Annotated in this window: 24 protein-coding genes; 12 read left to right on the plus strand and 12 right to left on the minus strand. The window is 71.7% G+C overall.

Features of this window, described 5'->3' with window-relative positions; genetic code table 11:
- Positions 1-118 precede the first annotated feature (118 nt).
- The 3 genes from ACIHCX_RS12025 (at position 119) to rfbD (ending at position 3417) form a co-directional block, all read left to right on the plus strand.
- Positions 119-1342 (plus strand): collagen-like protein, encoded by a 1224-nt coding sequence (locus ACIHCX_RS12025; RefSeq protein ID WP_400028824.1) that lies wholly within the window; start codon positions 119-121, stop codon positions 1340-1342.
- Positions 1343-1528: 186 nt separating this feature from the next.
- The gene (gene rfbB, locus ACIHCX_RS12030) at positions 1529-2503 is read left to right on the plus strand and encodes a dTDP-glucose 4,6-dehydratase (protein WP_400028825.1); all 975 of its coding nucleotides are present in this window, start codon (positions 1529-1531) and stop codon (positions 2501-2503) included.
- On the plus strand, positions 2500-3417 hold the full coding sequence (rfbD, locus tag ACIHCX_RS12035; RefSeq protein ID WP_400028826.1) for a dTDP-4-dehydrorhamnose reductase: 918 nt from the start codon (positions 2500-2502) through the stop codon (positions 3415-3417). The genes rfbB and rfbD overlap by 4 nt, the downstream gene beginning before the upstream one ends.
- A 98-nt stretch (positions 3418-3515) precedes the next feature.
- Here the strand turns inward: rfbD and ACIHCX_RS12040 are convergent, their stop codons facing one another.
- The 4 genes from ACIHCX_RS12040 to ACIHCX_RS12055 all read right to left on the minus strand — a co-directional run bounded on the left by ACIHCX_RS12040 (position 3516) and on the right by ACIHCX_RS12055 (position 7487).
- Positions 3516-4790: a glycosyltransferase gene (locus tag ACIHCX_RS12040; protein ID WP_400028827.1), complete on the minus strand. Its 1275-nt coding sequence runs from the start codon at positions 4788-4790 to the stop codon at positions 3516-3518.
- Positions 4787-5374, minus strand: coding sequence for a tetratricopeptide repeat protein (locus ACIHCX_RS12045; RefSeq protein ID WP_400028828.1), 588 nt, complete (start codon positions 5372-5374; stop codon positions 4787-4789). Before ACIHCX_RS12045 ends, ACIHCX_RS12040 begins: the two co-directional genes overlap by 4 nt.
- A gap of 367 nt (positions 5375-5741) precedes the next feature.
- Complete coding sequence (locus tag ACIHCX_RS12050; RefSeq protein ID WP_400028829.1) at positions 5742-6173, minus strand: hypothetical protein; 432 nt, start codon at positions 6171-6173, stop codon at positions 5742-5744.
- 102 nt (positions 6174-6275) lie between these two features.
- Positions 6276-7487: a pyridoxal phosphate-dependent aminotransferase gene (locus tag ACIHCX_RS12055; RefSeq protein WP_400028830.1), complete on the minus strand. Its 1212-nt coding sequence runs from the start codon at positions 7485-7487 to the stop codon at positions 6276-6278.
- 215 nt (positions 7488-7702) lie between these two features.
- On the opposite strand from ACIHCX_RS12055, the gene ACIHCX_RS12060 reads away from it, so the two are divergent.
- Entirely contained in the window at positions 7703-8578 is an 876-nt protein-coding gene (locus ACIHCX_RS12060) for a serine protease (protein WP_400028831.1), read from the plus strand.
- Between the two features lie 34 nt (positions 8579-8612).
- Here ACIHCX_RS12060 and ACIHCX_RS12065 read toward each other — a convergent pair whose 3' ends face one another.
- Positions 8613-10256: an amidohydrolase family protein gene (locus ACIHCX_RS12065; protein WP_400028832.1), complete on the minus strand. Its 1644-nt coding sequence runs from the start codon at positions 10254-10256 to the stop codon at positions 8613-8615.
- 20 nt (positions 10257-10276) lie between these two features.
- Entirely contained in the window at positions 10277-11542 is a 1266-nt protein-coding gene (locus ACIHCX_RS12070; protein ID WP_400028833.1) for an amino acid deaminase, read from the minus strand.
- Positions 11543-11668: 126 nt separating this feature from the next.
- Between ACIHCX_RS12070 and ACIHCX_RS12075 the strand changes: the two genes are divergently transcribed.
- The 3 genes from ACIHCX_RS12075 (at position 11669) to ACIHCX_RS12085 (ending at position 13616) form a co-directional block, all read left to right on the plus strand.
- Positions 11669-12430, plus strand: a complete 762-nt coding sequence (locus tag ACIHCX_RS12075; protein ID WP_400028834.1) for an IclR family transcriptional regulator — start codon at positions 11669-11671, stop codon at positions 12428-12430.
- On the plus strand, positions 12427-12846 hold the full coding sequence (locus ACIHCX_RS12080; protein ID WP_400028835.1) for a RidA family protein: 420 nt from the start codon (positions 12427-12429) through the stop codon (positions 12844-12846). The genes ACIHCX_RS12075 and ACIHCX_RS12080 overlap by 4 nt, the downstream gene beginning before the upstream one ends.
- Positions 12847-12923: 77 nt before the next feature.
- On the plus strand, positions 12924-13616 hold the full coding sequence (locus ACIHCX_RS12085; RefSeq protein WP_400028836.1) for a hypothetical protein: 693 nt from the start codon (positions 12924-12926) through the stop codon (positions 13614-13616).
- A 101-nt stretch (positions 13617-13717) separates the two neighbouring features.
- Here ACIHCX_RS12085 and ACIHCX_RS12090 read toward each other — a convergent pair whose 3' ends face one another.
- From ACIHCX_RS12090 to ACIHCX_RS12115, 6 genes are all read right to left on the minus strand, one after another.
- A complete protein-coding gene (locus ACIHCX_RS12090) occupies positions 13718-14983 on the minus strand; it encodes a hypothetical protein (protein ID WP_400028837.1) in 1266 nt (421 codons plus the stop codon).
- Between the two features lie 53 nt (positions 14984-15036).
- On the minus strand, positions 15037-15561 hold the full coding sequence (locus ACIHCX_RS12095; RefSeq protein ID WP_400028838.1) for a SigE family RNA polymerase sigma factor: 525 nt from the start codon (positions 15559-15561) through the stop codon (positions 15037-15039).
- 191 nt (positions 15562-15752) lie between these two features.
- Complete coding sequence (locus tag ACIHCX_RS12100; RefSeq protein ID WP_400028839.1) at positions 15753-17459, minus strand: chitinase; 1707 nt, start codon at positions 17457-17459, stop codon at positions 15753-15755.
- Positions 17460-17628: 169 nt separating this feature from the next.
- Positions 17629-18024 carry a hypothetical protein gene (locus ACIHCX_RS12105; protein ID WP_400028840.1) on the minus strand — a complete coding sequence of 132 codons (396 nt, stop codon included), beginning with the start codon at positions 18022-18024 and terminating at the stop codon, positions 17629-17631.
- Complete coding sequence (locus ACIHCX_RS12110; protein WP_400028841.1) at positions 18024-18593, minus strand: hypothetical protein; 570 nt, start codon at positions 18591-18593, stop codon at positions 18024-18026. Before ACIHCX_RS12110 ends, ACIHCX_RS12105 begins: the two co-directional genes overlap by 1 nt.
- A 28-nt stretch (positions 18594-18621) precedes the next feature.
- Positions 18622-20154 (minus strand): hypothetical protein, encoded by a 1533-nt coding sequence (locus ACIHCX_RS12115; RefSeq protein ID WP_400028842.1) that lies wholly within the window; start codon positions 20152-20154, stop codon positions 18622-18624.
- A 396-nt stretch (positions 20155-20550) separates the two neighbouring features.
- Here ACIHCX_RS12115 and ACIHCX_RS12120 point away from each other — a divergent pair, with 396 nt between their 5' ends.
- From ACIHCX_RS12120 to ACIHCX_RS12140, 5 genes are all read left to right on the plus strand, one after another.
- Complete coding sequence (locus ACIHCX_RS12120) at positions 20551-21369, plus strand: hypothetical protein (protein ID WP_400029220.1); 819 nt, start codon at positions 20551-20553, stop codon at positions 21367-21369.
- Between the two features lie 71 nt (positions 21370-21440).
- Positions 21441-22148 (plus strand): Flp pilus assembly protein CpaB, encoded by a 708-nt coding sequence (gene cpaB, locus ACIHCX_RS12125; protein WP_400028843.1) that lies wholly within the window; start codon positions 21441-21443, stop codon positions 22146-22148.
- A gap of 13 nt (positions 22149-22161) precedes the next feature.
- Positions 22162-23415 (plus strand): CpaE family protein, encoded by a 1254-nt coding sequence (locus ACIHCX_RS12130; protein WP_400028844.1) that lies wholly within the window; start codon positions 22162-22164, stop codon positions 23413-23415.
- Positions 23412-23855, plus strand: coding sequence for a TadE family protein (locus ACIHCX_RS12135; protein WP_400028845.1), 444 nt, complete (start codon positions 23412-23414; stop codon positions 23853-23855). The genes ACIHCX_RS12130 and ACIHCX_RS12135 overlap by 4 nt, the downstream gene beginning before the upstream one ends.
- 1 nt (position 23856) lies before the next feature.
- On the plus strand, positions 23857-24228 hold the full coding sequence (locus ACIHCX_RS12140; RefSeq protein ID WP_400028846.1) for a TadE family protein: 372 nt from the start codon (positions 23857-23859) through the stop codon (positions 24226-24228).
- The last annotated feature ends 20 nt before the right edge of the window (positions 24229-24248 follow it).

Raw genomic sequence — 24248 nt, forward strand, 5'->3', positions numbered from 1 at the left:
TGCGCTGCGCTTGCGGTTTGGTCCCTCCCAGTTCCTGAGGAAGGTTCTCTTGAACCGTAGAACGATCCGAAGTTCACGTTTGAGGTCGGCCACGCTCGTTTCGGCGGGCGCGCTGGCCATGGCGCTCAACGTTGCCCCGAGCACGGCTGCCATCGCCAACGCGATCGAGAGGTCCAGCGATCGCAGCGCGGCGGTGGCCACCGGTTCGAACGACCCGTGGGCGGACAGAGGACGCCACCACGACCGTGGTCCGCGGGGCCAGCGGGGCGAGCGGGGTCCGCAGGGCCCGCAGGGCAAGGAAGGCAAGCGCGGCCCGAAGGGCGACAAGGGCAACAAGGGTGACCACGGTTCCCACGGTCCCCGGGGTCCGCAGGGTCCGTCGGGCGGCCCCCGGGGACCGCAGGGCTCCCAGGGTGTCCCCGGTGACACGGGTCCGCAGGGTGTTCCTGGTGAGCAGGGCGTGCCCGGTGAGCAGGGAGTGCCGGGCGTTCAGGGTCCGCAGGGTGACTTCGGTGTGACCGGTGACATGGGTCCGCAGGGTGTGCCGGGTGACCAGGGTGTGCCGGGTGTTCAGGGTCCGCAGGGCGACACCGGTGCCACGGGTTCCACGGGCGCGACCGGTCCGATGGGTCCGCAGGGCGAGACCGGTTCGACCGGCCTGACCGGTGCCACGGGTCCGCAGGGCGACCCGGGTGACATCGGTGCGACCGGTGACACGGGTCCGCAGGGTGACATCGGTGTGACTGGTGACACGGGTCCGCAGGGTGTGCCGGGTGACCAGGGTGTGCCGGGTGTTCAGGGTCCGCAGGGTGACATCGGTGCGACCGGTGACACGGGCCCGCAGGGTGTGCCGGGTGACCCGGGTGTCACCGGTCCGCAGGGTGACCCGGGTGCCCCTGGCGCGACGGGTGACACCGGTCCGCAGCGTCCGCAGGGCGAGACCGGTTCGACCGGCCTGACCGGTGCCACTGGACCGCAGGGCGACCCGGGTGTCATCGGTGCGACCGGAGACACGGGTCCGCAGGGTGACACCGGTGCCACGGGTGCCACGGGCGCGACCGGTCCGACGGGTGCGCAGGGCGACATCGGCGACACAGGGCCGCAGGGTGCCCAGGGCGCCCAGGGTGCGATGGACACCACCGTCGTGACCGGGGCCGCCGGACCGCAGCCGACGGCCATCTGCCCCGCCGGCCAGTCGGCCGTCAGCGGTGGTTTCGAGGACGCCTCCGCCACCTCCGCAGTGAGCCAGAGCGCGCCGGTCGGCGGCTCTCCCGCCACGGGGTGGCAGGCCACCAGCGACGACGGCACCGACGTCACGGCCTTCGCGATCTGCAGCCCGTGACCTGTGGGTGAGCGGCGCGGTACGGCGCGCTCGCCGGCCGCCCGCCCACCACGGAAGGAGTGACGGTGCCCCGAGGCCTCTGCCTCGCGGGCACCGTCCGCCATGTCACGCCGCATTCGACACCATCAGCCTCGACGGGCCGGCCCGTGGTTTCCGGACGCCGGCCTGCGACACACTCGGAGAACCATGCGCATCCTTGTGACCGGCGGCGCCGGATTCATCGGTTCGGAATACGTCCGGCGGCGGTTGGCCTCCGAGCCGGCGGCGCGGATCACCGTCCTCGACGCACTCACGTACTCCGGGGTCGAGGCCAACCTGGCGTCGGTGGCGGACCATCCGGGGTACACCTTCGTCGCGGGCGACATCTGCGACCCGGACATGGTCGGCCAGGTCATGGCGGGCCAGGACGCGGTGGTCCATTTCGCCGCCGAGTCGCACGTCGACCGCTCGATCCACGGGGCGGGCCCCTTCGTTCGCACCAACGTGACGGGCACCCAGGTGCTCCTGGACGCGGCCCACCGCCACCGCGTCGGCCGTTTCGTGCACGTGTCCACCGACGAGGTCTACGGCTCGATCGGCGAAGGATCGTGGACCGAGCAGAGCCCGCTCGCCCCGAACTCCCCGTACTCCGCCTCCAAGGCGGGCTCCGACCTGCTGGCCCTCACCTACCACCGCACCCACGGCCTGGACGTGGTCGTCACCCGGTGCACCAACAACTACGGGCCCCACCAGTTCCCCGAGAAGGTCGTCCCGCTCTTCATCACCCGCCTGCTCGACGGGAGGAAGGTCCCCCTGTACGGCGACGGCCGCAACGTCCGCGACTGGTTGCACGTCTCCGACCACTGCCGGGGCATCGACCTGGTCCTGCACGGCGGCAGGGCCGGGGAGGTCTACCACATCGGCGGCGGCACGGAGCTGACCAACCACAAGCTCACCGGCCTGCTGCTGGACGCGGTCGGCGCGGACTGGGACCGGGTCGAGCACGTCGCCGACCGCAAGGGCCACGACCTGCGCTACTCGCTGGACGACGGCAAGATCCGCGAACAGCTCGGCTACGCCCCGCTGACGGACCTCGCCGAAGGCCTGGCCGCCACGGTGGCCTGGTACCGGGCACACCGCGCCTGGTGGGAGCCGCTCAGGGAGAGGGCCGGGCTGCGATGAGCACCACATGGCTGGTGACCGGTGCGCACGGGCTGCTCGGACACGAGATGCTGGCCGAACTCGCCACCGACCCGGACGCCGAGGTGACCGGACTGAGCCGGGAGCGGCTGGACATCACCGATCCGGCCGCCGTGCGCGACGCCGTCCGGGGCCACCGTGTGGTCGTCAACTGCGCCGCCTGGACGGACGTCGACGGCGCCGAGCGGTCCGAGGCGGCGGCAACGGCCGTCAACGGCACGGGCGTACGCCACCTGGCCCGGGCCTGCGCGGATTCCGGCGCGCTGCTGCTGCACGTCTCCACCGACTACGTGTTCCCGGGCGATCGCCGCGACCCCTGCCCCGAGGACGCGCCCACGGCACCCGTCAACGCCTACGGGCGCGGCAAACTGGCGGGCGAACGAGCCGTCGCCGAACTGCTGCCGCACGGCGGCTATGTGGTGCGTACCGCCTGGCTCTACGGGGCGCACGGCCGCAACTTCGTGTCCACCATGCTCGAACTCGCCGCCCGGCGGGAGACCCTGGACGTGGTGGCCGACCAGCACGGCCAGCCCACCTGGTCCCGGGTGCTCGCCCGGCGGCTCGCGGTCCTCGGCCGTGCGGCCCTGTCCGGGCGGGCACCGGCCGGCACGTACCACGGCACGGCGGCCGGCCACACCACGTGGTACGACCTGGCGCGGGAGACCTTCCGCCTCGCCGGCCTCGATCCACAGCGGATCCGCCCGGTCGGCTCGGACAAGTTCCCACGCCCGGCGGCCCGTCCGGCGTTCGGCGTGCTCGGGCACGACAACTGGGCCCGCTGCGGGCTGCCGCCCCTCGAGCGGTGGGACGACCAGCTGACCGCGGCCCTCGCCGAGCCGTCGTTCGCGGCCCTGGCCGCCGCGGCGCGCGAGAACCTCGCACGCCTTCGGACCTGAACGCCCGAGCGGGCCCGGGGACCCCGGGAGGCCCGCGGACAAGAAGAGGCGCCCCGGCGGGACCTGACGGTCCGCCGGGGCGCCTGTGCGTGCGGGTCCTAGACCCGCAGCGGTCCTCCGCACCGCTCGGCGCCGTCCTTCATCGCGATGAGGTTGGCGACGACGTAGGAGATGTTGTTCCGGGAGTGCCACTCGCTGGGGAAGTAGGTGACCAGCCGCGAGGACTGGAACCTGGCCTGGATCTCGGGCACGAAGGTGCGGTACTGGTTGTCCGTGTAGTACCAGAACGAGTTCTCGTTGTAGTAGGCCACGTGGGTCGGGTCCTGGTACGCGCCACGGCCGTCGGAGCTGGGCGTCATGGTGAGGAGCATGCCGCCGGGCGCCAGCAGCCGGTACAGCTCGTTGATCAGCGGCACCTTCGCGGGCACGTGCTCGAGGAAGTCCACCGCCCGCATCAGGCCGACGGAGTTGTCGGGCAGGTCCAGCTTCCCGGGCAGGGTCGCGACGATGTCGACGCCGTCTCCCGGGTACTGGTCCACGCCCAGGTAGCCCGGCGGCTTGCGGTGGGCCGCGCCGAGGTCCAGGGCGAGCAGGCCGCGACGTCCGCTCCAGGCCAGGGCGTTGGCCTCGATGTACTTGTCGTACAGGGCGACCGTCTCACGCTGGATGTGCGCGTTGATCTCCGGGTCGCGCTGGGTGTTCGCCGGGTGCATCCGCTGGAGGTAGAGGCAGCGGTTGATGTGGTGGAAGTCGCCGACGTGGAACAGCCGGCACATCAGGTCCTGGTCGTCGAGCACGGTGCGGGAGGCGTCGTACCCGCCGGCCTTCTCGTAGCTCTCCTTGCGGAACGCCCGTACGTGGTTCGGCGCGTACCAGATGTAGGAGACGTTGTGCGGCGTGGGCTCCATGGAGACGGCCTGGAGCAGCTTGCGGCCGTCGACCCGCACCTCCTCGAACTTCCAGCCGTGCGCCTCGTTGAAGCGGGAGTTGTCCCGCTTGCCGTCCTCGGTGATCTGCGCCGTGTTGGAGTAGACGAGGACGGCCTCGGGGTGCGCGTCGAACGCCTTGCCCAGCTCGGCCAGGCAGGCCTTCGCCATGAGGTCGTCGTGGTCGAGTTCGACGAGGATCTCTCCGCGGGCCAGCTCACAGGCCCTGCGCTTGGCCGCCCCGACGCCGCTCACGTCGTCCGCGATCTCCACACGGATCCGGTCGTCGTGCTGCTCGGGCCGCCACCGGGCGCCGTTGTTGAGCAGGACGATCCACTCCCAGTCCGAACAGGTCTGCGCCTGAAGGGCGGTGAGGCACTCATCGAGGAAACGGGGCTGGTGGCTGGGGGTGAAGACGGAGAACCTCGGTGTCGCAGTCGACGTCATCTGGTGGCACCTGCCTGACTCGATGTCGGTGGTGGGCTTACCTTGTCCCGGAACTGCTCCGGGACCGCGGAGTGCAGCGAGGGGTCCGCCGCGACGGCCCGGCCGAACTCCTCCTCGGCCTCGTCATCGTGGTTCTTCTGGGCCAGGATCAGGCCGAGTTGGAGATGGGCCGTGGCGGCCCCGGGCGTGGCGGCGATGGCGCGGTGCAGGAGTCCGACGGCCTGGCCGGGGTCGTGCGGCTTCACCAGGACCGCTTTGTTGTAGAGGGCCGGGGCGTACTTCGGGTCGATCTTCAGCGCCTCGTCGAAGGCCTGGTGGGCGCTGCCCGCCCTGCCTTCCTGCTGGGCGATGACACCGAGGTCGTACCAGGCGACCTTGTTGCGCGGATCGAGTGCCAGCACGCGCCGGAAGGTCCGGGTCGCCCCGACGAAGTCGCGGTACTGCACCTGAAGTTTGCCGGCTTGCAGAAGCGCGGCCGCCTCCTGCGCCTGGTGGCCCTGCACGGCCTTGGATTCCGGGGCGGTCGCGGTCATCGGGTGGGACGCGATCGCCCAGGAGGTCACCCCGGTGGCAACTGCGCCCACGCCGACGAGCGTCACCAACAATCGCCTACGTTTCACTTTGTCACATTTCGTGGAATAGTGAAGGACGGACTGAGGCGGCTCTTCTCGTGCGGCCGGAACCGGAGCGCGGGTCTACCGGGTCCACCGGTGCCGACGGGCTGGAGTCCGAACCACCGTCATGTGCGCCGACGTTACGAGGCCGACTTGTCGGCGTCGCCGTTCGGCAGGCGGGTGGGGCGTACAGACCACTCGAATGTACGCATGAAAGGCGGCGCGACGACGTGCGCGTTCATGGCGCCCGGTCCGCGCGTCGCTGCGGGTGCGCGCGGACCGGGGCCGGTCGAGGGGCCCCGATCGGGTGGTGCTGGGGCCTGTTGCGCAACAGGCCCTAGCCGGCGGCGGTCAGCTTCCGCGGCTCGCCCTGTGCGGCCGCGTGCGCGTCCATCCGCTCGGCCGCCAGGATCGCCGCCCTGGTGTCCGCCCGGGAGGCGGCGACGACCAGCGCGCGGCCGGCGAGCGCGTGTGCCCGCTGGTGCAGCGCCGACGGTTCGCGGGCGGCGGCCGTCGACACGCGGCCCGGAGCCTGACCTCCGCCCAGCCGGGCCACCTGCTCGGCGAGCCGCTCGGCCGCGGTGTCCAGGTCGGGGGAGGGGGCCAGCGCGCGCAGCTCGTCCGTGACGGCGAGCAGTGCCGCGAGATGGCCCGTGAGCTGGATGTCCAGCTCCTCCTCGCGGGAGCGATGGGGGAAGTCGGAGGTGGCGCCGGCCATCGGGCCCTGGACGGACCTGCCGGAAGGCCCGGTGCGGTGCGGTTCGTACATGGGATGGCCTCCTGTGCTCTGACAGAAGGCATCCTAGCTTAGAATCCGTCTAAAGTTGAGTCGGTTCGCGGAACCGGTCCGTAGGGGCACCGAACGTGAGCGTCAGGCCTGGCCGTAGCCGTCCAGGAAGGCCCCGATCCGCCCCACCGCTTCCCGCAGGTCGCCGACCGAGGGAAGGGTGACGACCCGGAAGTGGTCCGGCTCGGGCCAGTTGAAGCCGGTGCCGTGCACGACCATGATCTTCTCGCGGCGCAGCAGGTCCAGGACCATCTGCCGATCGTCCTTGATCTTGAAGACGGCGGGGTCCAGGCGCGGGAAGAGGTACAGCGCGCCCTTCGGCCGCACGCACGTCACACCCGGGATCTGCGTGAGCAGCTCGTAGGCGACGTCCATCTGCTCCTTCAGGCGCCCGCCCGGCAGGATCAGGTCGTTGATGCTCTGCCGCCCGCTGAGCGCCGCCACCACACCGTGCTGACCCGGCATGTTCGCGCACAGGCGCATGTTCGCCAGGATCGTCAGGCCCTCGAGGTAGGAGTCGGCGTGCGCGCGGGGGCCGGAGACGGACATCCAGCCCACCCGGTAGCCGGCCACCCGGTACGCCTTGGACATGCCGTTGAACGTCAGGGTCAGCAGGTCCGGCGCGACCGACGCGGTCGGGGTGTGCGTGGCGCCGTCGTAGAGGATCTTGTCGTAGATCTCGTCGGAGCAGACCAGCAGGTTGTGCCGGCGGGCGATGTCGGTCAGCCCCTTGAGCACCGCCCGGTCGTAGACCGCGCCGGTGGGGTTGTTGGGGTTGATGATGACGATCGCCTTGGTGCGGTCGGTGACCTTGCGCTCCACGTCGGCGAGGTCGGGCATCCAGTCGGACTGCTCGTCGCAGCGGTAGTGGACGGCGGTGCCGCCGGACAGGGAGACGGCGGCCGTCCACAGGGGGTAGTCCGGCGCCGGCACGAGGACCTCGTCGCCGTCGTCCAGCAGCCCCTGCATGGCCATCACGATCAGTTCGGAGACGCCGTTGCCGATGAAGACGTGCTCGACGTCCGTCTCGATCCCGAGGGTCTGGTTGTGCATGACGACCGCGCGCCGGGCGGCCAGCAGGCCCTTGGCGTCGCCGTAGCCGTGGGCCGTCGAGACGTTGCGGAGGATGTCCTCCAGGATCTCCGGCGGGCACTCGAAGCCGAACGCCGCCGGGTTGCCCGTGTTCAGCTTCAGGATGCGGTGACCGGCTGCCTCCAGGCGCATCGCCTCCTCGAGCACCGGGCCCCGGATCTCGTAACAGACGTTGGCGAGCTTGGTCGACTGGATCACCTGCATGCCCAGGAGCTTACGGCCCGGTATCGCCCGATGGCGCGTGTTATCCACCACGTGAGACATCCGCGTGTCGGCCCGCGCCGCCGCGGCAGGGCAGGGAAAGCCCTCGGCCCCGTACCGATCCCTTGTTGCGTCACCCCTCCGCACTCACAATGCGCATGACAACGTACGGCGGCCGGAGAATCTCCGGCCGCCTCCGTCGCAAGAGGGGACCCCACATGAGAAAGCCTCTCGTCGCCGCGCTGTTCGCCCTGGTGATCGCCGGGGCGGGCGCGGTACCCGCGGTCGCCGCGCCCGCACCCGAGCCGCACGCCGCCCGGGTGACCGGCACGGACCGTGCGACGGCCGCCCCCGCCCTGGCGGCCGTCGACTTCGCCGGCACCGTCGCGCTGAGCAACTGCTCCGGATCGGTCGTCCGTCTCCCCGGCTCCGCGGACAGCGACCCGGCGCTCGTGCTCAGCAACGGCCACTGCCTGGAGACGGGCTTCCCGTCGCCCGGCCAGGTGATCGTGGGTCAGTCGTCCAACCGCACCTTCGGCCTGCTCAACTCGGCCGGTACCCAGGTCGCGACGCTCCGGGCGAACAAGGTCGTCTACTCGACCATGACCGACACGGACGTCACGATCTACCAGCTCACCAGCACCTACGCGCAGATCAAGAGCTCCTACGGCATCAACGCGCTGACCCTGAGCGACACCCACCCGGTCGCCGGCGCCGCCATCAAGGTGGTCTCCGGTTACTGGAAGCGGATCTACAGCTGCGCCATCGACGGGTTCGTCTACCGCCTGAAGGAGGGCAGCTGGACCTGGAAGGACTCCGTCCGCTACACCTCCGCCTGTGACACGATCGGCGGCACGTCCGGCTCGCCCGTCATCGACACCGCCACCGGCAAGGTCGTCGCCGTCAACAACACCGGCAACGAGAGCGGCGGCCGCTGCACCGTGAACAACCCGTGCGAGGTCGACGCGAACGGCGCCATCACCGTCCGCCAGGGCATCAACTACGCCGAGCAGACCTACCTGATCCCCGCCTGCTTCGGCGCCGGCAACCAGCTCGACCTGACCAGGAGCGGCTGCACCCTGCCCAAGCCCTGACCGGAAGAGCGCCGGGCGGGCGGTCGGTCGCGGCTCAGGTCCGGCGGACCGCCCGTCCCGCCAGGACGCCGGTGCGCCGTCCGTCCTCGATCACGAACCGGCCGTCGATCAGGACGTACGGAATCCCCGTCGGCAGCGCGCGCGGCCGCTCGAAGGTGGCGCCCGGCGCGACCGTGGCCGGGTCGAACAGGACCAGGTCGGCCCGGTACCCCTCGCGGACCACACCCCGGTCCGGCAGTCGCAGCCGGGCAGCCGGGCGCCCGGTGAGGTGCGCGACGCACTCCTCCAGGGACAGCACGCCCAGCTCCCGCACATACCGGCCGAGGTACTGCGGGAAGGTGCCGTAGGCCCGCGGATGCGGCTTGGCGCCCTGCAGGATGCCGTCGGAGCCGCCGGTGTGAACGCGGTGGCGCATGATCGCGCGGACGTTCTCCTCGTGGCCGACGTGCTGGAGCACCGTGATGCCGAGCCGGTCCTCCCGCAGCAGCCGCCGGGCGGTGGTCCAGGGTTCCTCGCCGCGCCGGGCCGCCGCCTCCCGGACCGTCAGGCCGACGTACTCGGCGAGCGCGGGGGCGCCGACTCCGGAGATCTCGACCGTCTCCCACTCCACCGGGACCCCGTGGCAGCCGTCCGAGCCGGTCACCTCCAGGTGGTGGCGGATCCGCTCCGCGGTGTCCTCGTCGGCCAGCCGCCCGAGGACCGCCCCCGGGCCGCCCTCGCCCGCCCAGCTCGGCAGCAGGGCCACCAGGGTGGTGCAGCCGGGGGTGTAGGGGTAGGTGTCCAGGGTGATGTCGGCGCCCGCGGCCAGCGCCTCGTCGAGGAGGGCCAGCAGCTCGCCGGCACGGCCCTGGTTCGGGCCGAAGTTCAAGGTGGCGTGCGTCAGGTGCAGCGGGCAGTCCGCCTCACGCGCGAGCCGGACCATCTCCGCGTACGCCTCGAGGGCCCCGGCGCCGTAACTGCGGTGGTGCGGGCAGTAGTAGCCACCGCGCGCCGCCACCACCCGGCACAGTTCGGCCAGTTCGGCGTCCTGTGCGTACATCCCCGGGGTGTAGGTCAGCCCGGAGGACATGCCGACCGCGCCCTGCCGCATGCCCTCGGCGACCAACTGCCGCATCCGGGCCAGCTCTTCGGGCGTGGCCGGGCGGTCCTCCCAGCCGACGGCGAGCGCGCGGACCGTGCCCTGCGGAACCAGGTAGGCGGCGTTGACGGCGATGCCCTCGCCGCCGAAGCCGTGGTCGAGCCGGTCCAGGTACTCGCCCACCGAACGCCAGGTGAAGTCGATGTCGTCGCCGTCGCCGTTCCAGCCGCTGATCGCCCGGCGCACCTCGGCGAGGGTGCGGTCGTCCACCGGCGCGTACGACAGCCCGTCCTGCCCGACGACCTCCAGCGTGACGCCCTGCGCGGCCTTCGCGCTGTGGTCGGGGTCACGCAGCAGGGCGAGGTCGCTGTGGGCGTGCATGTCGATGAAGCCCGGGGCCAGCACCAGGCCCTCCGCGTCCAGCTCCCGCCGCGCCCGCGGGCGCTGGCAGCCGGCCGCCGCGGCCTCCTTGACGACCGCGACGATCCTGCCCTCCTTCACGGCCACGTCGGCGCGGTAGGAGGGGGCTCCGGTGCCGTCGGCGACGTCCGCGTCCCGGATGACCAGATCGGCGAAATCGGCGAACCCCACCGGATCCATGGCGGCGCCTCCCGGAGCCTCTAGAAGAATGTACGGACGTAGTCGACCACCGTGCCGTCCGCCTCGGCCACCGGGATGAGCGGCCACTTGTCGAAGGACGTGCACGGATGGGAGAGCCCAAGGCCGACCCAGTCACCGACCTCCAGCTCCGCCCCGGGGGCGGTGCTCAGCCACGCGTGCTGGTCGGACAGGCGGCTGACCTCGACCCCCGTCGCGGGACGCTCGACGCCGTCCCGGCGCACCACCTGGGCGACGGGCAGATCGAGGTCGTGGGCCGCGTCCCGCTTGCCCGCGTTGACGAAGGCCTGGTCGGGGCTGGGGCGGGAGACCACCTGCGCCCAGAGGCGGAAGGCGGGCTCCAGGGTGCCCTCCTCGGGGACGCGGTTGAAGGGCGTGATCCTGCGGTAGTGCCCGTCGTCGTGCGAGACGTACGCGCCCGAGCGCAGCAACTTCAGCACCGGCAGGGACAGTTCGGGGATCCCGGCGAACACCTCCGCCACCGTGTCGAACCAGGCGCTGCCGCCCGCGCTCACCACGATCTCCTGGGCACCCGCGAACCTCCCCGCCTTGTCGAGGTCCACGGCCAGGCCGACGAGCCGGGTCAGCCACGCCCGCACCCGCTCGGGGTCGGCCCGCGGCACCTCGCCCTCGTAACCGGCGACCCCGACGAGGCGCAGCGTGTCCGCGCCCGCCACCGCCTCGGCGACCGCCAGGCACTCGGCCTCCGTGCGCACACCGGTCCGCGCGCCCTCACCGGCCGCCAGTTCCACCACCACGTCGACCGGGTGATCGGACCCCTTCAACGCCGCGTCCATCAGCTCCACCCCGCGCACGGAGTCGACGTAGCAGACGAAGCGGAAGGACGGATCGGCGGCCAGTTCGGCGGCGACCCAGCGCAGGGCCGCCGGGTCCACCAGCTCGTTGGCCAGGAAGACCCGGCCGATGCCGAACGCCCGGGCCACGCGCACCTGGTGCGGCACCGCCAGCGTGATGCCCCAGGCGCCGTGCTCCAGTTGGCGGTGGAAGAGCTGCGGGGCCATGGAGGTCTTGCCGTGCGGGGCGAAGACCAGGCCGTGGCGGGCCGCATAGGTCTCCATCAGCTTCAGGTTGTGCTCCAGGCGCTCCGCGGAGAGGGTCAGCACGGGCGTGGTGAAGCCGTCGGTGAAGAGGTTGCGGCGCTCGGCGGCCAGCTCGCCGACGGTCAGGCCGTCCGCGTCCGGCGGGAGACCCTTGAAACGGTGGTCGACGCGTTCCTCGGCCAGCCGGGCGAGCGCTTCCGTGCTCATCGAGCCTCCTTCGAGGCCGTTGCGGTGTGTGCAACGGCCGTTGCGTGGGATGCTTACCGGTGTCTAGCATCCCGCCGAAGCCGGGTCAATGTCAGCCCCCCCCGGAAGGGAGGAGGTGCGCGCGCCGTGAGCCAGACCGTCGACCGGGCGCTGAGCATCCTGCCGTTGCTCGCGGAGGGCCCCGCCGACCTCGGCCGGGTCGCCGACCGCCTCGGCGTCCACAAGTCCACCGCGCTGCGGCTGCTGCGCACCCTGCACCAGCACGGACTCGTCCACCGCCAGTCCGACCAGCGCTACCGCCTCGGCGCCCGGCTCTTCGCCCTCGCCCAGGAGGCGATGGAGAGCCTCGACGTGCGCGAGATCGCCCATCCCCACCTGCTGCGGCTGAACGAGCAGTGCGGGCACACCGTGCACCTGGCCGTCCACGAGGACGACGAGGTGCTCTACATCGACAAGGTGGACAGCCGCTATCCGGTGCGGATGTACTCCCGGATCGGCAAGCCCGTCGCCATCACCGTCGCGGCCGTGGCCAAGCTGTTGCTCGCCGACCTGCCCGAGGCCGAGCGGCGCGCGGTCGCCCAGAGGCTCGACTACCCCCTGTACACGGCCCGTTCGACACCGAACGCCGCCGCCTTCCTGAAGGAGCTGGCGACGGTGCGCGAACAGGGCTGGGCCGCCGACCTCGGCGGCCACGAGGAGTCCATCAACTGCGTCGCCGCGCCCATCCGCGGTGCCGACGGCCGGGTGGCCGCCGCGATGTCGGTCTCCGCGCCGAACGTCGTCGTCACCGCCGAGGACCTCCTCGCCCTGCTCCCGCTGGTGCGCCGTACCGCGGACGCCGTCAGCGACGAGTTCTCCGGCAGAAACCCAGTGAAGGACCCCGTATGAGCCAGACGACGGCCAAGATCGCCCTCATTCCCGCGACCCACACCACCCCGCCCGCGAAGTTCTCCCACGGGGTGCGCAAGGGCAACATCCTCCAGGTGGCGGGCCAGGTCGGCTTCCTGCCCGCCGAGGAGGGCGTGCCCCCCACGCCGGCCGGTCCGACCCTGCGCGAGCAGACCCTCCAGACCCTCGCCAACGTCAAGGCGATCCTGGAGGAGGGCGGAGCGACCTGGGACGACGTGATGATGATCCGCGTCTACCTCACGGACGTGGACCACTTCGCCGAGATGAACGACCTCTACAACGCGTACTTCGAGGAGCAGGGCCTCACCCAGCCGCCCGCCGCCCGCACCACCGTCTACGTCGGGCTGCCCGCGGGTCTGCTCATCGAGATCGACGCGCTCGCCGTGCTCGGCTGACGCGTCTTGGCCATCTTCGTATAACGAAGTCGGGGCTGGCTGTGTCCCGCACAGGATCGTCGACCATACTGCCCGCTGTGGAGCAGCGCATAGGTTCGAGCAGCCAGCCCCTGAAGGCCGAGCCCGTGAAGGGTGCCGGGTTCGACCCGGCCCACATCCCCGGGCTCACCGCACCTGCGACGGCGGAACCGGAGGATGCCCGGCCGCGGCCGGCCGAGCAGCCGCCGGAGCCCGAGCAGGCGGTCGCGGACGACGCCGGGACCGCCGGGGACGCCGGGACCGCCGGGGACGCGGCGCGGCAGGCGGGGGAGGGGCAGGAAGAGGCCGTCGACGGTCCCGTCTTCGAGGCCACCGACCGCCGGGCCCGCATCGTCGCCGACCGCCAGGGCGTACGCCTCGGCCTGGACGACCAGGAGTGCGAGTTCCGCTGGGACGAGATCGGCGCCGTCGAGACGGCGACCCGTCGTTTCGGCAAGCGGTTCACCGTCACCGTCCACACCCCCGACCGGCGCTGGTACCCCATCGAGATCGAGGCCCCGGCCAGGGCACGCTTCGCCGAGTGGGAGACGCGGCTGGACGCGGTCCTGGACGCGTACTTCGACGACGGCAGGGCGGACGAGGACGGCCCCGCGGATGAGGACGCGGCGGACGAGGCCGACGCCGTGGACAAGGACGCGGTGAACGAGGCCGACGGCGCGGACAAGGACTCCGCGGACAAGGACTCCGCGGACAAGGACGCTGCGGACAAGACGCCCGCTGCCGACGCCTGAGCCCGCCGACGCCCGGCCCCGTCGATCGGGCCACCCCGCCGATCCCGGCGTCAACGGTGCCGGGCCCGGGCAGCAGCCCGGGTCCGGCACCGCGTCGGTGATCAGTTCTGCGGGTGCCACGCCGGGTCGGTGGCGATCGCCTGGAGCTGCTTCATGGTGAGCGCCGGCACCTTGCGGGTCGGCGGAGTGTTCTGCGCCCCGGAGTTGAAGGCGCTGATCACCACGCGCCGGCCGTCGGGCCGGATGGTGTCCACGCTCCACCAGACGATCCCGGGGATGCCCTTCTCGCCGGACTGCCGGCGCGTGACCACCTTGGTGCCGTCGGGCAGGACCTCGGCGTCCGGACCGAACAGCTCGTCATTGAGGTCACCTTCCGTGTCCAGCTGGACGTTGACCTGCACCAGACAGGCGCCCCTGCCGTCGTCCAGGACGACGTACCCGAAGCCGTCGTCGTCCGGACCGCTCTTGCGGACGATCTTGGTCCCCTGTGGCACCAGACGGCTGAGCACCGCCGAGATCGAGCCGCCGGGGGTGATCGGCCCCTGGTCCGGCGCGGGCGCCGAGAGGTCGTCGAGGGGCTGGGCGTCGGCGGCCGCGCGCAGCTCGTGTGCGGTGGCGAGCGCCTTCAACTGGGCGAGATCAAGGGGTGGTTGCTCCCGGGTGACGGGCGAGTCCTTCTCCGTGGCGCTGTTCCACTCCTGGATGCCGATGTGCCCGCCCGCCGGTGTGACGAGGTCGGCGGTCCACCGCTTCGTGCCACTGCGGCTGTTCGGATACTCGTACCCCTTCAGGAGCATGAGGGCGGAGCCGTCGGAGAGCTTGGTGGAGGTGCAGGAGTCGTAGACGATGAACATGCTGTCCGGGCACTCGGTGGTCTGGCGGGTCTCCAGGCCCCCGGGCTGCAGACGATTGAGGAACACGGCGACGGCTGCCTCGCCGTCACCGTCGTCGTACACGAGGTTGGCGTAGGACTCGTGGTCCCTGCTGCCTCCGTCCTTGCCGCTGATCCGTCCCTCGGGAAGCAGCTTTTCGAGGATGCGGAGAAGCTCGTCGCCGGACATGACGGTCGCGGCGGCGGGGGCGGTGGCGGGGGCGGTGGCCCGTACCGACGGGCTGCCGGCCGCGGACCGTTGCCGTACGCCGTCGCCCTGGCCGCCGGGAAGGAGCAGGGGCCCGCCCAGCCCGACGAGCGCCACCGCGGCGGCACCGCCCACGACGGCGGCGGCCCGCCGCCGCGCGCGCAGCCGCCTCCCGTGTGCCTCGCCGCGGGCGGCCAGCGTCTGCTGGTCGGTTGCGAACGCGGTGCCGGTGTCCCGCAGGACGTCGGCGAGGCGTTCCTCGAAGGGGTCGTGGTCTGCATCAGGCATGGCGAACCTCCGGTTCCGCGAAAGTCGTTGATCCGGTCGTGGGTGGGAGCGGGTCAGGAGCTCGCGTACTCGGCGAGCGAGTCTCCGAGCAGCGCGCGCAGCCGCGCGAGGGCACGGACGCAGCGGGTCCGGACGGCGGCCGAGCTGGCGTCCAGGGCGGCGGCCGTCTCCTCGATGCTGCGGTCCTCCCAGTAGCGCAGGACGACCACCGCGCGGTCCTTGGCGGACAGCTGCCCGAGCGCTTCCAGGAGGGTCAGCCGCAGCGGCGTGTCGCCACCCGTCCGCGGCTCGGGGACCTCGGGCAGGACATCGGTGGCGTGTTCCCTGTGGCTGCTGTGGCGGCGCCGGTGGGCGAGGAACGCGCGGGTGAGGACGGTCTGGGCGTACGCGGCCGGGTTGTCGACGCGGGAGACGCGGCCCCAGCGGAGGTACACCCGGCCGAGGGTCTCCTGGACGAGGTCCTCGGCGAGATGGGTGTCTCCGCCGGTGAGGAGGCAGGCCGACCGGTACAGGTGCCCGGCGCGCGCCGCCGCGAACTCGTGGTACGCCTCGGCCCGCTCGCTCCGGCCCTGACCCATGTGCCCTCCCGTGGTGCCCGCGCCCCGGTTCCCCGGGGCACCCCCCACCTCATTGATGCGGTGGACCCGCCGGAATGTTTCACGGGAGTTCGGCGCGGTCGGGCGGGAACGCAAAAAGGCTGCCGCCGCGCCCTCCCGGAGGGCGCGGCGGCAGCCGTGGGCGGATCCCGCGGGGCTAGGGCCTGTTGGCCCTACGGCAGCGCGTGCACGTGCGGGCCCACCGCGTTGGACCAGGCGTTGCCCGCCGTCGCGTCCCAGTTGGTGGACCAGGTCATGGCGCCGCGCAGGTCCGGGTAGGTCTTCGACGGCGTGAAGGAGCCGCAGTTGGTGGCCTTGGCCAGGCAGTCCAGGGCGTTGTTCACCACGGAGGGGTCGACGTAGCCGCTGCCGGCGCCGCGCGGGGAGGCGGGGACGCCCAGGCCGACCTGGGACGGGGCCAGGCCCCCCTCCAGCTGGATGCAGGCGAGGGCGGTGAGGAAGTCCACCGTGCCCTGGCTGTAGACCTTGCCGTCGCAGCCCAGCATGGAACCGCTGTTGTAGTACTGGGTGTTGACGACCGTGAGGATGTCCTTGACGTTCAGCGCCGTCTGGAAGTAGCCGCTCGACGTGGACTGCATGTCGAGGGTCTGCGGGGCCATGGTGATGATCAGCGACGAGCCCGCCTTGGCCGACAGGGCGCGCAGTGCCTGCGTCATGTACGTGGCGTTCAGGCCGTTCTCCAGGTCGATGTCGACGCCGTCGAAGCCGTACGCCTGCATCAGGGAGGAGACCGAGTCGGCGAAGTTGGTCGCGGAGGCCGAGTCGCTCACCGACACCGTGCCCGTCTCACCGCCCACCGAGATGATGACCTTCTTGCCGGCGGCCTGTTTGGCCTTGATGTCGGCCTTGAACTGGTCGACGGTGTAGCCGTTCAGGCCGGCCGAGTCGAGGGTGAAGCTCACCGCGCCCGGCGTGCCCGTGGCGTCGGCGAAGGCGACGGCGATGATGTCGTACTGCGACGGCACGTCCGAGATCTTCTGGACCGCGGCGCCGTTGTTGAAGTTCTGCCAGTAGCCGGTCACCGCGTGCTTGGGGAGGCCGGTGCCGTTTCCGCCGCCGTTCCCGCCGGACGAGGTCGTCGTGCCCGTCACGGCCGCCGACTTCGGCGACTCGCCCGCCGCGTTCGTCGCCGTCACCTGGAAAGAGTACGAGGAGGAGGCCGCGAGGCCGGTCACCGTCGCGGAGGTGCCGGACACCCCGGTGACCTTCGTGCCGTCGCGGTAGACGTTGTAGCCCGTCGCGTCGGAGACGGAGTTCCAGGACAGCGACACCGACGACGACGTGGTGCCCGTCACCCCCAGTCCGCCCGGTGCCGCAGGGGCCGTCTGGCCGCCCTGGTCACCGCCGCCGCCCCCGTCGGGGCCGAGGAGCGAGACGTCGTCGGCGTAGTACGCCGCCTGCCCGTACCAGCCGTGCAGGTACACCGTCACCGAGTTCGTCGAGGAGCCGGTGGTGAAGGTGGTCGACAGCCGCGTCCAGCCCGTCGTGTCCGGCGTCCACGTCGACACGTCCGTCGTGCCCGTGCCGGTCGCGCCCAGGTAGGTGTAGCCGCCCTGCACCCAGGCGCTCAGCGTGTAGGTCGCGTTCGGGCTGACCGCCACCGTCTGGGAGCACTCGGCGTTGTCCAGCCCGTCCGGTGTGGCCTTCAGCGCGGCGGAGCCGCTGTGCGCGGGGGAGGAGACGGTCGTACCGCTGCCGGCCGAGCAGGACCAGCCGCTCAGGCCCGACTCGAAGCCGCCGTTCCTGACGTTGTCGACGTCGGCCGCCGACGCCTGCCCGGTGCCGGTCAGGCAGAGGGCGAGGGCGGCGGTGACGGCTCCCGACCACAGGCGCAGTCGTCGTCCTCCGGGTCTGGGCATGCCTGGTACGCGGTCCACTGGGGCCTCCGGTGGGGGAGTAGGGGGGAGAGGGAGGGCAGGACGGACGGTGGCCACCGCTTGGTCGTACAAGTTGGTCCAGACCATTTGCCTTGTCAAGAGGTCCAGACCAAAGTCGCCTCCGGGTCAACGCCCCTGTCCCGCACTCCTGTTACGGTCGGCCCTCCTCCCGCCACCGTTCAAGGAGCAGGCCCAGCGCGCACCCCGCCAGCAGCACCCCCGTCGACATACCGAGCGCCAGTGACGACAGCCCCGCCCGCTCCCAGCGCAGCGACACCGTCAGCAACTGGGCCGCCACCGGCACCGCGCACGCCGCCACCGCGTGCCGCGTCGGCAGCTCCCGCCACGGCGCCGGATGCGCCCGTGCCGCCGCCCAGGTCGCCAGCGCCACGCACACCAGGTTCGGCAGGTGGACCAGCGCCAGCGCCGCACCGAACGAGCCCACGCCCCGCGGGCCGACCAGATTCCCGTACAGCAGCGTCATCTGGACGTACTCGGTGACGACGAGCACCACCACGCCCACCGCCCAGGACCGCACCAGCGGCATCACCGCTGGTGCACCCGCACCGAGTCGACGATCCCGCGCAGGTCGGCGGACGACAGCGTGCCCCGCGCCGCGTCGATCCGGATCGCGAACGTCCGGCCGGCCGGGTCCAGGCCGGTCAGGATCACGCCCCGGATCGGCGTGCCCTTGGGCGGGTTGCCGTCCTCGCCGGTCGAGTCGAAGGTGAAGTCGATCCGCTTGGCCCGGTCCGTGCCCGCCAGCTTCACGTCCTTCTCGCCCGCCACCTTCGCGCCCAGCCCGAGGCCGGCCTCCGCGGCGATGGCGGCCTGCTCGGCGGAGTCGGCCCGGGTGAAGTCCAGTTGCACGGTGATGATCGAGACCGTCCGTCCGGACTCCTCGCGTACGGCCGCCGCCGCGCTGTACCTGCTGCGCTCGGCCGAGCTCTGCTCGACGTATCCCCGGGGGCCCGCGGGATACGACACGGAGACACCCTTCGTGTTCAGCGTGCCCCAGCCGTCCGGCACGGAGGCGGAGCCCGCGTCGCCCTTGCCGCAGCCCGTGAGGGCGGCCGCGGCGGCGAGCAGAGCCGCGATCGGCAGTCGAGTCCTCATCGGCGTACCAGCCCTCCTGTCGGCGCGCTCACTCGGCACAGTAGCTGTAGGGGACGTAGGACCGGCGGTCTCCGTCCGGGGCGCCGAGGAAGCGGGCGTCCGTCAGCGTCTCCGCCTTCTGCTCCGTGCCGACCGACAGGCCGAGACTCAGCCCGAGGTTCAGCTCGAAGCCGTACTCGGCGGCGTTCACCTCGCCGGTGTACGTCATGCTGCTGGACGTTCCCCGGTCGAACATCAGCTGTCCGAAGGGGTCGTCGTCGCCCGGCCGCCGGGTCGGCGCGTGGTCGTCGAACATGTACTGGAACGGCGTCACCAGCTGTTCGTCGGTGCTGCTCAGCCACGCCTCGGCGATGGCCCGGTCGTGGTCACCGGCCGGCCCCGGATCGAAGCTCAGGGAGCTGGTGACGACCTTGATGCCGGTGCCGCCGGCGGTGCCCTCCCCGCTCACCCCGCCGCCGCGCCGGTCCGCGCCCGAGTGGCCGTTGTCCCCGGAGACTCCCGCGCCGCCGCTCACGCCGCCGCTCTGCTCCACGGTGCGGGTCATGGTGATGCCGGTCAGCTTGCCGGTGGTCTTGTCGTAGGTGACGGTGATGGTGCCGGTCTGCGTCCGGGAGACCGAGGCGTTCCCGCTGACCGGGCCGGCCTCGGCGCTCGCGGTGACGCCGTACTGGATGGACGACGCGTACGTGTACGACTTGGTGTTGTCGTAGGCGTTGTCGGTCCAGGTGACCTCGGGGGAGTATCTGAAGCTGCCGCCGAGCTCGGCGCTCAGCCGGTCCTCGTCGCCCGCCGAGAGCTTCAGGCCGGCCGCCGCGGAGGCCTCCAGGCTCACCGTGCCGTAGGTGATCCTCCGGTTGTCGCCCAGCGCCTCCCGCACCCGCCTCTCGGTGTTCTCCTCGTCCTTGAGCGGACCGGTGCCGAAGAGGTAGAGGAGGCTGTCGCCGATGCCGGCCTCCGCGCCGCCCGGAGACTGGCGCCGCATCTGGTACATCTGCAGCTTCTCGACGTCCTCGCGGAACCTCTGCGCCTCCTCGGGGCTCTCGAACACCCAGGTGTCGCCGTTGGTCACGGTGATCCCGGCGCCCAGCTCCACCGTGCCCGTGCCGAGGTTGCCCACCTTCACCCCGGGCGTGAACTCCTTCTGCACGCCGACCGAGGCCGCGTCCGTGAAGGTGAGGTAGACCAGCTCGTCCCGGTCGTCGACCTTGCCGTCGTGGTTGACGTCCGTGTGGGCCTTGATGTGCTGCTCCTGGAAGCCGTACTCCTTGCCGATCTCCCAGAACAGGATCTTCGCCTTGGAACCCGCCTTGTCGCTGACCGTCGAGACCTGGCACAGCGAGGGCTCGAAGTCGGCGTCGGTCAGCGCCTGGTCGTCCGGCCGGCCGCTGTCCGAGCCGCAGTCGCCGCCACCGGTGACCTTGCAGATCTCCGCGGAGATCTTCTCGTAGACGGTCCGGCCGATGCCGGTGGCGGAGATGCCGAGCACCAGCGCGGCGACGACCACGATCATCCCGAGGTACTCGGTGGCGGTTGCGCCCAGGTCGCCGTCGCGTCCGTCCACCCTCCGGCGTATCCGCCCGCCACCCCCGCGAGCCATACCGCATTCCCCCTCGCCCCGCGCACGCGCCTCGTAGGTCGGCGAGCGTAGGCGCGCACGGGGCCGGGCGGCGTGGGTCCGCGGGCCCAAACCCGGGCCCATCGTCAACGGGTTGTCCACGGCCCACGCTTTCGGGTCGCCTCGGGATGCTCAACCTGACCCGGTTTGCCGCAACTTGTGGGATAAAAACTCGCCGACCTGGTACGGAATCGCTGTTCTCCCTCCCCAGAGGCGTGGATACAGTGCTGAGGTAGTCACGCAGTGAAGTCAACTCGGTGTGCCGGAAGACCGCCGGCGGGCCGACAGGCGTCTAACGGGGAGCCGCGCGTGTCCACTGCCATTGCTGTGACGAGCGCCGACATGGCGCTGCCCGCGCAGGACGAGCGGACGGTGCCCGCCGTCGTCCTGAAGGACCTGGACCGGCAGCCGCTGGAGCAGATGCTCGACGCGATGAAGAACCTGATCGACCACCACGGGCATGTCGTGGTGGTGTGCTCGGACGCCGTCCCCAGCGGTGTGGAGCGGCGGCTGCACACCGTCCGCTCGCTGCTGGAGAGCGACCGCATCGCCCTGTTCCGGCCCGGCCTGCCGCCGCTCGGACTCGCCGTCCTCGCCCGCCAGTTGCGCCAGCTCGCCTCCTGCGACCTCAGCCCCGGCGTGCTCGCCTCGGCCGGGCGGCTGCTCACCCACTACATCCACTCGGGTGCCGTTCTGGCCTCGGTCGCCCGCCTCGACCGTGTCCCCGTCGGTCTCAAGGCGCACGCCAGGTCCTGGGTGCCGGGCAGCCAGTTCGGCGTGATCGCCCACCCCGAGCCGCAGCTCGTCCGGATCGGCCCCGACGCCACCCTGTCCGGACCGGACTTCAGCAGCTGGATGCTGCTCGCCAAGGGCCAGCTCCAGTCCGACTGGGTCGGCTCCACCCTCGCCCCCGCGTGGAACGCGCTGGGGCTGCGCGAGGCCGACCTGCCGGCCGAGTCCGCCACCTGGTGGGGCACCGGCAAACTGATCGAGTTCTGCACCTACCTGGCCGATCTGTCGGTGCTCTACCAGCTGGTCACCTCCGTGCGCCAGGGCGTGTGCCACTGGTGCGGCATCGACGTCATCGGAGACCGCTGCGTCTTCTGCTCGGCCACCCCACCCCTCCCCCGAGAACCGGACACCCACCGGGTGAGTCCCTGAACCACCGGCACCACCGTCATTCGATTCCGCTCGACTTCGCCGACCGATATCCCAATGAGGTTGCACGGTTCATGAACTCCCGTCAGCGCCGCGGCGTGATACTCCTGATCCTGTCCGTCATCTGCGCCCTCGGCGCGTTCGCGGGCGTGCTCTCCGTCATCAGCGACGTCAAGTCCAAGGTCGGCCCCGAGGTCGCCGCCTACCAGCTGCGCACCGACGTGGCGCCGTACACGACGCTGAGCACGGGGCAGTTCGAGAAGGTCACGATGCCCAAACGATGGCTGTCGCCGAACGCCGTCACCGATCTCGCGCAGATCCAGGGCAAGATCGCGGTCACCACACTGCGCAAGGGCTCCCTGCTCCAGAACGACATGATCGTGAACCAGCCCGCCCTGCAACCGGGCCAGCAGGAGGTCGCCATCATGATCGACGCGGCCACCGGCGTGGCCGGCAAGATCACACCGGGCGCCACCGTCAACGTCTACGCCACCTTCGGCGGACAGCGGCAGGGCGATCCCGCCCAGTCCAAGATCATCGTGACCAACGCCAAGGTCCTCGACGTCGGCCGGATCACCGCGCTCCAGCCGAACGCCGACAACAGGGCCCAGCAGCCCACCGACGCCGTCCCCATCACCTTCGCGCTGTCCACCATCGACGCCCAGCGCATCACCTACGCCGAGTCGTTCGCCCAGCGGGTCCGGCTCGCGCTGGTCGCTCCCGGCAGCGACACCAGCGTCCCGGCCAAGGACCGGACCTACGAACTCGCGAACGACAAGTGAGAGGCCGGCAGGCATGACCACCAGGATCCTCCCGGCCGTCGGCGACGCCGACGCGGCCCGTTCCATCATCACCCTGCTCAGCCAGCTCCCCGACGCCGAGCCGGTGGCCCCGGTCGTCGACTCCACCCAGCTCATCGACACCCTGGCGCGCCTGGCCGCCGAGTCCGTCGACGAACTGCCCGAGATCGTGGTGGTGCACGAGCGGATCGGCCCGGTCCCGGCCCTGGAACTCATCCGCGAAGTGGCCCTGCGCTTCCCGGCGGTCGGCGTCATCCTCATCACCTCCGACGCCAGTCCCGTCCTGTTCTCGGCCGCGATGGACTCGGGCGCGCGGGGACTGGTCGCCCTCCCGCTGAGCTACGAGGAACTGGTCAGCCGCGTACAGGCGGTGGCCCAGTGGTCGGTGGGCGTACGGCGGCACCTGGGCCACGGCGGCGACGTGTTCACCGGGGCCGGCGGCCGGGTGGTGGCGGTCAGCGGCGCCAAGGGCGGCGTGGGCGCCACCCTCACGGCGATACAACTCGCCCTCGCCGCCCAGGCGTCCGGCCGCGGCACGGCCCTGGTCGACATGGACCTCCAGGCCGGTGACGTCGCCTCCTTCCTGGACGTCCAGTTCCGCCGCTCGGTCGTCGACCTCGCCTCCATCACCGACATCTCGCCGCGCGTCCTGGCCGATGCCGTCTTCCGCCACGACAGCGGCCTCGCGCTGCTGCTCGCCCCCGGCGAGGGCGAACGCGGCGAGGAGGTCACCGACCGGGCCGCCCGGCAGATCGTCAGCGCGCTGCGCTCCCGCTACGAGATCGTCGTCCTGGACTGCGGCGCCCAGCTGAGCGGGGCGAGCGCGGCGGCCGTCGAGATGGCCGACACCGCCCTGCTGGTGACCACCCCGGACGTGGTCGCGGTGCGCGCGGCCAAGCGGACCGTGCGGATGTGGGACCGGCTGCAGATCCGCAAGGCCGAGGAGACGACTGTCGTCGTCAACCGCCACACCCGGGCGACCGAGATCCAGCCGCCGCTCATCCAGAAGATCACCGGCACTCCGGTGGCGGGCACGGCGATCCCCGCGGGCTTCAAGGAACTCCAGGGCGCGGTCGACGCGGGCCGCGTCCACGAACTGGACAGCAAGGGCACGGTCAAACAGGCGCTGTGGGGGCTCGCCGGCGAACTGGGGCTCGTCAAGGCGCCCGAGGCCGACCGCAAGGGCGGGCGGCTGCGGGGCGACCGGGGGTCGGTGAGTTTCCGGCGCCGCAGGGAGGCAGGGGGATGAACGTGCGGGCAGGCACAGGGAAGAGGCCGCCGGGCCGGCGGCCGCGCTCACAGTCGCCGACCGGGCGGCTGCGCTCGGACAGCGGGCAGGTCGCCGTCGAGTTGCTCGGTATGACCCCCACGATCCTCATCACGCTGGTGCTGCTGTGGCAGTGCGTGCTCCTGGGGTACACGTACACGCTTGCGGGGAATGCTGCCGACGAAGCGGTACGGGCGGGCACGGCGGCCGATCGCGGCGCCAGGGACGCCGCCTGCCGTCAGGCCGGTCTGGACAAGCTGTCGGCAGCGTGGCGAAGGGGGGCCGAGGTGGGCTGCGAGACGAGCAACGGCTACGTACGGGCGCACGTCGGCCTCAAGGTGCCCGTCCTCTTCCCCGGCACGATCGACTTCCCCTTCACGGTCACGGGTCACGCCGGCGCCGTCGAGGAGGCGACGAACTGACATGCCGTACGCGCGCGCACGCCGCGACCGCCGCCGCCCCGACCGGGGCCAAGTGGCCATCGAGTACCTGGGGTTCATCCCGATCCTGATGCTGCTCGCCCTGGCCGTCATCCAGATCGGCCTGGTCGCCTACACCGCCCAGCAGGCCGGCACGGCCGCCCGCGCGGGGGCGCGCGCGGCCTCGCTCCGGCTGGGGGCGGAACAGGCCTGCGCGAACGCGGTCAGCGACTGGCTGGCGGGCGGCACCAGCTGCCCGGCCTCGTACAGCGGCAAAGAGGTCACCGTGACCGCCGGTGTCGACATCCCCTCGATCGTCCCCGGCTGGAACTTCGGCCGGGCCCACAAGACCGCCACGATGCCGCTCGACCACTGAAACCGCTCGACCACCGACCA

It is taken from the genome of Streptomyces sp. NPDC052043, from assembly GCF_044548235.1.
Lineage (GTDB): Bacteria > Actinomycetota > Actinomycetes > Streptomycetales > Streptomycetaceae > Streptomyces.